The sequence below is a fragment of the Roseateles sp. genome, from assembly GCF_052436255.1.
GTDB lineage: Bacteria > Pseudomonadota > Gammaproteobacteria > Burkholderiales > Burkholderiaceae_C > Pelomonas.
In genome coordinates this window covers 1-7336 of sequence record NZ_JBQVNP010000196.1, presented here as the reverse complement: position 1 = coordinate 7336, position 7336 = coordinate 1, and the positions used below count along the sequence as shown (strand labels likewise).

The following is a 7336-nucleotide window of genomic DNA, read 5'->3' as shown; positions in this document are numbered from 1 at the left end:
CTGCTCCAGTCGTCCGGCCGCGGCCATCCACACGCTGCCGTCGGCCGCCTCGGCCATGATCTCGACGACGCTGCGGCGCTCGCGCGGCCAGGCGCCCAGGGTCGCCAGCTCGCGGCCCGGCCGGCCGTCCAGGCGGGCGATGTGGCCGGCCTGCGTCGGTGCCAGCACCTCGCCGTTCTTCAGCGCCAGCACGGCGCGCACATCGGCCTCGGCCAGCGGGCTGGCCAGATCGGCATCAGGGCCGCGCACGGCCAAGGCGGGGTGGTTGAGATGGCGCTGCACGCCCAGCCCGTACCCACTGACCCACATGGCGCCACTGCGGTCGCGCAGCAGGCCGCTGACGTCGTTGCCGGCCAAGCCCATCGCGCGGCGCGGGTCCCGGCGCAGGCGCGCCTCGATGGCGCCGCTGGCCGGGTTGACCCAGAACAGGCCCACCTTGCCGCCCACCCACATGCGCCCGTCGATGTCTTCGGCCAGCGCATTGATCGGCATGCTCAGCGCCTGCACCCAGCGCACCCGGCCCTGTTCGACGACGCCCAGGTGCCCGCCCTGTGTGCCCAGCCAGATGCGGCCGGCGCGGTCCTCCGCCAGCGCCTGCACGGGAACGCCGTTCGGTAGTTCGGGCAGCGCCAGGTTCTCCCAGGCGCCGTTGACGAAGCGCGCCAGGCCGCGCCAGTGCCCCGCCCAGACGACGCCGTCGGCACCGACGCGCAGCGCCAGCACGCGCGCCTCGGGCCGGCCCCGCCAGGCCAGCTCATGGGCGTCGAAACGTCTGGCGGCGGGGTCGTAGCGGTACAGGCCGCGGCCCATGGTGCCCACCCAGACGGCGCCGTCGTGGCCGGTGGCCAGCGCACTGATGGGCGCCTGCGGACCAGTGCCGCCCTGGGCGCCGCCATGCGCCTCGACGCGGTCCTGATCGGGGTCGTAGGCCACCAGACCCTGGAACTCCGTCCCTACCCACATGCGGCCGTCGGCCGCCGGCGCCATCGCGCGCACCCAGCCCAGGCTGCGCTTTGCCGTCGTGTCGCCAGCCAGCTCGATGAGCCGCAACCGGTAGCCGTCGTAGCGCGTCAGGCCCTTGTTCGTCGAGATCCACATGAACCCGGCCCGGTCCTGCGAGATCGCCGGCACCGAGTTCTGCGGCACCGTCACGCTGCGGAACTGCACCTCCAACGGCCCGACGCCGGCATCGCCGCGGGCCATAGGCCCACCGGCAAGCAGCAGCAGGCCGAGCAGGCCTTGAATTAGGGGGTGCATGGGCCGGCATCCTAAAGGCGGCGATCGCCGGCGCGAGGCCCGGTGCGTTGCGGCTGGGGCCTGCGTCGGCGAACAAGTCACACGACGGCCGGCGCGAGAGCGACGATCAAAGCGGCTGGAGGCTGCGGGCCACTGCTGGCACCATCGCAGCTGAGCCTCCAGCAGGCCGTTCGACGCGGACGTCCCCTTCCAGCCCGGCGGTCTGACGCACGCCGATGCCTGTCTTTCCGACAAATGCCTCATGCACGTCGTTTGGTCGGGTCGACGAGACGGCAGACTGGCCGAGCGAGTCTCCTGACAACCCGAGCCGCCAAACGCGAGAAGCTCGCGTCAGCTCCTCAAGCCAGCGCACTCACCGCATCCACCACCACCCGCCCATCCAGCAGCCTGAGCGTGCGCGACGCCTGCGCCGCATGCTCCAGCGAGTGGGTCACCATCACCAGCGTCGTGCCCTCCGCGTTCAGCTCGCGCAGGATGCGCATCACCTCGGCACCATGGGCGCGGCCCTGGTTGCCCGTCGGATCGTCGGCCAGCCGCAGCGCCGGCCGCGCCGCGTTGGCCCGGGCTTTTGCCGGGCGCTGCTGGGGGCCGCCGCTCAACTGGCTGGGCCGGTGGCCGGCGCGATGGGTCAGGCCCAGGCGCTCCATCACCTCGGCCACACGCTCGCGGCGGGCGCGGGCGGGCTGCTCGCCGTACTCCAGGGCCAGCGCAATGTTCTCGGCCACGCTCAGGTCGTCGATGAGGTTGAAGCTCTGGAACACGAAGCCGATGCGGCCGCGGCGCAGCGTGTTGAGCTGCTTTTCGGTCCAGCCGGCCACGTTGTGGCCGTCGAACCAGTATTCGCCACCGCTCGGTGCGTCCAGCAGCCCGAGGATGCCCAGCAGCGTGGACTTGCCGCAGCCCGAGGGGCCGGTGATGGCGAGGTATTCGCCGGCCTCGATGTCGAGGTCGATGCGGTCCAGCGCGGTGGTCTCGATGTCGCCGGTGTGGAAGGTCTTGGTGAGGTGGCGGAGTTTGAACATGGCTCAGTCGAGTTGGATTGAAGAGGCGCCGACAAAGGCGCGGTAGGGCGAGACGACGACCTGCTCGCCGGGCTGCAGGCCGCCCAGCACTTCGACCACGCCGTCGGCGCGGCGGCCCAGCTGCAGCGGGCGGCGCTGGGCGTGGCGGCCATCGGCGTCCAGCACGAAGGCCCAGGCGCCGCCGGTGTCGGCGTAGAAGCCGGCGTCGGGCAGCAGCAGGGCCTGCATGGCATCGCCCAGCGTCAGGCGCACGTCCAGGCCCTGGCCGACCTGCAGCGGCGGCGGATCGGCGTCGAATGTCAGTTCGACCGAGAAGCGGCCGTCTTTCACCTGGGGGTCGATGCGGGCGACGCGCAGCGCGTGGCGGCGACCGTCGTGCTGCAGCTCGGCGGCCAGCCCCTCGCGCACGCGGCCGAGGTGGAACTCGTCCAGCCGCAGGTCCAGCTTGAAGCGGCCCAGGCTGTCGAGCCGCGCGATGCGCGTGCCGCTGCGCACGCTCTCGCCGACCTGCAGCGCCAGGCCGGTGACGCGCCCGGCCACCGGCGCACGCACGGCCAGGCCTTCGCTGGCGGTGCGCATCGCATCCAGCCGCTTGTTGAGGTCGGCCACGGCGCGCTGCATGGCCTGCACCGACTGCTCGCGCACCGCCAGCTCCTCGCGGCCATCAGCCTGCTGTTGGGTGAACAGGCGCTCGGCCATGCTGAGCTTGTCAGCCGAGTCCTCCAGCGCCGACGGCGACAGGAAGCCCGTGGCCGCCAGCTCGCGGTTGCGCTGGTGCAGTCGGCGCACGCGCTCCAGTTCGTACTCGCCTTGCGTCAGCTCGCGACGCTGCGCCGCCTGGGCCTGCATCCACGCGGCGCGCAGCGTGGAGAAGTTGGCCAGCTGCTGGGCCGCCTCGCTGGAGCGGGCCATCAGCTCCTGCGCCCGCTGGCTGCTGGCCAGCACCACGAGCAGCTGGCCGGCCTCGACACGTTCGCCATCCTTCACCAGCACCTGCTCGACGCGACCGTCCTCGGTCGCGTCCAGCAGCACGGACTGCAGCGGCTGGGCGGTGGCGCGGCCGACGACGACGTCGCGAAAAGGGCCGGTCTTGGCGGCGGCGATCTCCACATCGGCGCGCGCCACCGGCACGCCGCGTGGCCACCAGCGCAGCAGCGCCGCCGCCAGGGCCAGCGCGACGACGACGGCCAGCACGAGCAGGCCGTAGCGGCGCGGCGCGGCCAAGCGACGGTCCATCGCAGCGCCGGAAGTCAGCACAGCGCTCATCCGCGCAAGGCCTGCAGCGGCCGCAGTGCGAGCGCCGCATGCAGATGGCGGGCCACGGCCAGCGCCGTCACGGCGGCCAGCAAGGCGACGGCGGCCAGCAGCACCCAGAGCGAGAGCGGCCCCACCGGCGCGCGTTCGACAAAGTCCGCCAGGTAGCGCTGCGACAGCCAGGCCGCGACAGGCAGGGCCAAGGCGCAGGCCACGGCCAGCACACCGGCGAATTCGCGCGCCAGCAGGCCCGCCACCGCCCCCGGGCCGGCGCCGTGCAGCTTGCGCAGCACGATCTCGCGCTCGCGCAGGCGCAAGGTGTAGGCGGCCAGTGCATAAATACCCACGGCCGCAAGGCCCAGGGCCATCAGGCCGGCGATGCCGATGACGCGGCCCAGCCGCGTGTCGTCAGCCACCTTCTGCAGCAGCATGTCGCGCACGGGCAGCGCGATGGCCTCGGCCTCCGGGAAGCGCTCCTTGACCAGCGCCGCCAGCTTGGCACGCGTGGCCTGCGGGTCGCGGCTGTGCACGCCGATGGCGCCATAGCCGCGCTCCACCACGGGCCGGATGGCGTGCGGCTGCGGCGGGCTGCGCGGGCCTTCGAGGCGGATGTCGTCGATGACGGCCACCACCGTGGCGGGTTTGCCGTCGTCGATATTGGGCGCCGTGCCGAGCTGCTGGCCCACGGCCGCCTCGGGGCTGGCAAAGCCCAGGGCTCGCACGGCGCTGCGGTCCAGCACGATGGCCTGCTGGGCCTGCTCGGCAACGTGGTCGGCCGACAGGCGCCCGGCGATGACGCGCATGCCATAGACCTGCAGATAGCCCGGCGTGAAGCCGACGCCGGTGCGCAGGCTCACCGACTTGCCACCGGCACCGCGGAACTCGCCGTACCAGCTGGCGAAGTCGCGGCCGGGCACGTCCTCGGCGGCGGCGGAGGCGATGACCTCGGGCCAGCTGCGGATGCGCGCCAGCAGCGCGTTCGTCTGCTCGGGCTGGGCCTCCCAGGGCAGGTCGATGGCCACGCGGTCTTGCGTCTCGAAGCCACGCGGGATGTCGGCGGTGTGCTCGGCCTGCCACAGCACGGTGAAGGCCAGCGACGCGAACACGGCCGCAGCGCCGAACTGCAGCGTGGTCATGAAGCGGCGCAGCCAGCGGCTGGCCCGGCCCTCGCTGTGGCTGCGCCCCGCCAGGGACTCGGCCGGCCGCACGTGCAGGGCGATCAAGCTGAGCGGCAGCGCGCTGACGGCGGCGATGGATCCACACAGCAGCACCGTGAGCGCCACCATGCCCGGCGCCAGCACGGGCGCGTGAAATTTCAGCTGCATCAGCACCTCGACCGCTGGCGTCGCCCACCAGGCCAGCAACAGTCCCAGCGCGCCGGCGATGCCGGCCACGACGGCGGCCTCGGCGAAGAACTGCAGGGCCAATTGCCGCGCGCCGGCGCCCAGGGACTTGCGCAGGCCGATCTCGCGCTGGCGCTTCAGCGTTCGCACGCTCCACAGGTTGACGAAATTGATGATGGCCAAGGCCAGCACACCGGCCGAGGCCGCCGCCAGGCTGCCAAGCTGCAGGCGCCGCAGCGGGCTGCCGGCGCCGTGCAGGCCGACGTCGGCCACCGGCATGGCGCGCAGATAGGCCGGGCTGCCGCCACCCTTGAGGAAGTCCATCGGGAAACCGGGCGGGATGGGTTGCTGGTCGGCCAGGCGCTGCGCCAGCGTGGTCAGCTGCCCGGCCTGGGCGCCAGGCTGCAGGCGGGCGAACAGGCGGCCCGTGGTCTGGTACCAGCTGTCCGAGCGTGCCAGATAGGCCTTGGCAGCCGGCGCGTTGAAGCCGGCAATCGCGTCGAAAACCAGCATGCCGTTCGGGTTGGGCGTGGGCAGCACGGCCTTGACGGTGAGCGTGAACTGCATGGCCGGCGCGCGGCCCTCGGGATCGGGCGGCAGCGCGATGGTGAAGCTGCGGCCCACCGCCTGCGTGGTGCCGAACAGCTTCTCGGCGGCCTGCGCGCTCAGCGCGATGCCCTCGGGCGAGGACAGCGCCGCGGCCAGGTCACCGGCCAGTGGGCGCAAGTCAAGCAGGGGCTGCACATCCGCATCGGCCAGCGCGATGGAGAGCCGTGTACTGCGCTGCGTGACTTTCGCATCGCCTGCGCGCGCCGCCAGTTGCGTGAACAGCACCCGGCTCATCTCCGCCACCGGCGCGCCATTGGCGCGCAGCCCGGCATGCAGCGGCACGGTAGGCACTTCACCAAACCACTCGGTCCGGATGCCGCCCGGGCCGCGGGCCTGGAACTCGAAGGTGACGAGACGGTCGCGCTGAGGCAGGCCGGCGTCGGGCCACAGCACGTCCTCCGGGAAGCTGGCCGTCAGCAGCGTGAGGGCCAGGCCCAGGGCCAGCCCCGCGATGACGAGGGCGGCGGGGCCGGGTTCGGCGCGCAGCTGGCGCCAGGCGCCGCGCCAGAAGAGGGAGGAGGGGAGCAGCTTCATGGCCCGGTCTTCCGCAAGAGGCGGGCCAGCCCGCTTTTCCCTGGGGCGAACCGGGTTTCCCTCGGCTGAGGCGTCCGGAAGCGGACACCCGCACTGTCCGCTTCCGGACACCGCCTTGCCCGGGTCCGCATGCGGCGCTTAGAGTCGCGCGCTCCCATGCCCGGCATCCTCATCCTCGACGACGACCCCGACGTGGCGCTGGCCGCGCGGCTGGCGCTGCGCAGGCTGGCCCCGGTGGCTGTGCGGCACTCGCCCGCCGAGCTGACGGCCGCGCTGGACGAGATCGCCCCCGACGTGCTGCTGCTGGACATGAACTTCACGCCCGGTGCCAGCGACGGTACGGCGGGCCTGGCGCTGCTGCGCGAGGTGATCGCGCGGGCCGACGCGCCGGCCGTCGTCGTCATGACGGCCTATGCCGAGGTCGAGCTGGCCGTGCAGGCGCTGAAGGGCGGCGCTGTGGACTTCATCACCAAGCCCTGGGCCAACGAGCGGCTCGTCGCCTGCGTGCAGGCCGCGCTGGCACGGCGCGCACCGGCGCCCGCCGTGGGCGAACTGCTGGGTGACTCCGCCCCCATGCAGTCACTGCGCGCCCAGATCGCCCAGGTGGGCGCCAGCGAGGCCAGCGTGCTGATCCTGGGCGAAAACGGCGTGGGCAAGGAGCTGGTGGCCCGCGCGCTGCACCGCGCCTCGCCTCGCGCGGCCGGCCCGCTGCTGGCCGTGGACATGGGCGCGCTGCCCGAGGCGCTGGTGGAGAGCCACCTCATCGGCCACCGCCGCGGCAGCTTCACCGATGCGCGCGAATCGCGCCCCGGCCGCTTTGTCGCGGCGGCGGGCGGCACGCTGTTTCTCGACGAGATCGGCAACCTGCCGCTGGCGCAACAGGCCAAGCTGCTGGCCGCGCTGGAGCGCCGCGAGGTCACACCGTTAGGCAGCGACAGGCCCGTGCCGGTGGACGTGCGCGTGCTGGCCGCCACCAATGTGGCCGAGGCCGAGCTGTTCGATGCGCGGCGCTTCCGGCCCGACTTGCTCTACCGGCTCAACACGGTGGTGCTGCGCGTGCCGCCGCTGCGCGAGCGCGGCGCAGGTGACATCGCGCTGCTGCTGAAGCACTACCTGGCGCAGTTCGCCAGGCGCCCGGTCGAGCTGACACCGGATGCGCTGGCGCGGCTCACCGCCTACCGCTGGCCAGGCAATGTGCGCGAGCTGCGCCAGGCCTGCGAGCGCGCGACGCTGCTGGCGCGCGGGTCGGTGCTCACGTTCTCCGACTTTGGCCTGCCCGACACGGTCGCGGCGGCGCCGGTCGACCCGGGGTTGGAC

General features: G+C 73.0%; 5 protein-coding genes. 1 reads left to right on the top strand and 4 read right to left on the bottom strand.

Features of this window, described 5'->3' with window-relative positions; genetic code table 11:
• The 4 genes from ACT6S0_RS25230 to ACT6S0_RS25215 all read right to left on the bottom strand — a co-directional run.
• Positions 1–1257 (bottom strand): ligand-binding sensor domain-containing protein (locus ACT6S0_RS25230; RefSeq protein ID WP_444766503.1); only part of this gene is annotated, 1257 nt, incomplete at its 3' end.
• A gap of 338 nt (positions 1258–1595) precedes the next feature.
• A complete protein-coding gene (locus tag ACT6S0_RS25225; RefSeq protein ID WP_444766502.1) occupies positions 1596–2279 on the bottom strand; it encodes an ABC transporter ATP-binding protein in 684 nt (227 codons plus the stop codon).
• Between the two features lie 3 nt (positions 2280–2282).
• Entirely contained in the window at positions 2283–3515 is a 1233-nt protein-coding gene (locus ACT6S0_RS25220) for an efflux RND transporter periplasmic adaptor subunit (protein WP_444766501.1), read from the bottom strand.
• A 26-nt stretch (positions 3516–3541) separates the two neighbouring features.
• Complete coding sequence (locus ACT6S0_RS25215; RefSeq protein WP_444766500.1) at positions 3542–6019, bottom strand: FtsX-like permease family protein; 2478 nt, start codon at positions 6017–6019, stop codon at positions 3542–3544.
• A 156-nt stretch (positions 6020–6175) separates the two neighbouring features.
• On the opposite strand from ACT6S0_RS25215, the gene ACT6S0_RS25210 reads away from it, so the two are divergent.
• Positions 6176–7336 (top strand): sigma-54-dependent transcriptional regulator (locus ACT6S0_RS25210; protein WP_444766499.1); only part of this gene is annotated, 1161 nt, incomplete at its 3' end.

What these genes read in the sequence shown, in the direction of transcription:
- ACT6S0_RS25215 (WP_444766500.1), bottom strand. Translation starts at nt 6,019, where the DNA reads ATGAAGCTGCTCCCCTCCTCCCTCTTCTGGCGCGGCGCCTGGCGCCAG.
- ACT6S0_RS25220 (WP_444766501.1), bottom strand. Translation starts at nt 3,515, where the DNA reads ATGGACCGTCGCTTGGCCGCGCCGCGCCGCTACGGCCTGCTCGTGCTG.
- ACT6S0_RS25225 (WP_444766502.1), bottom strand. Translation starts at nt 2,279, where the DNA reads ATGTTCAAACTCCGCCACCTCACCAAGACCTTCCACACCGGCGACATC.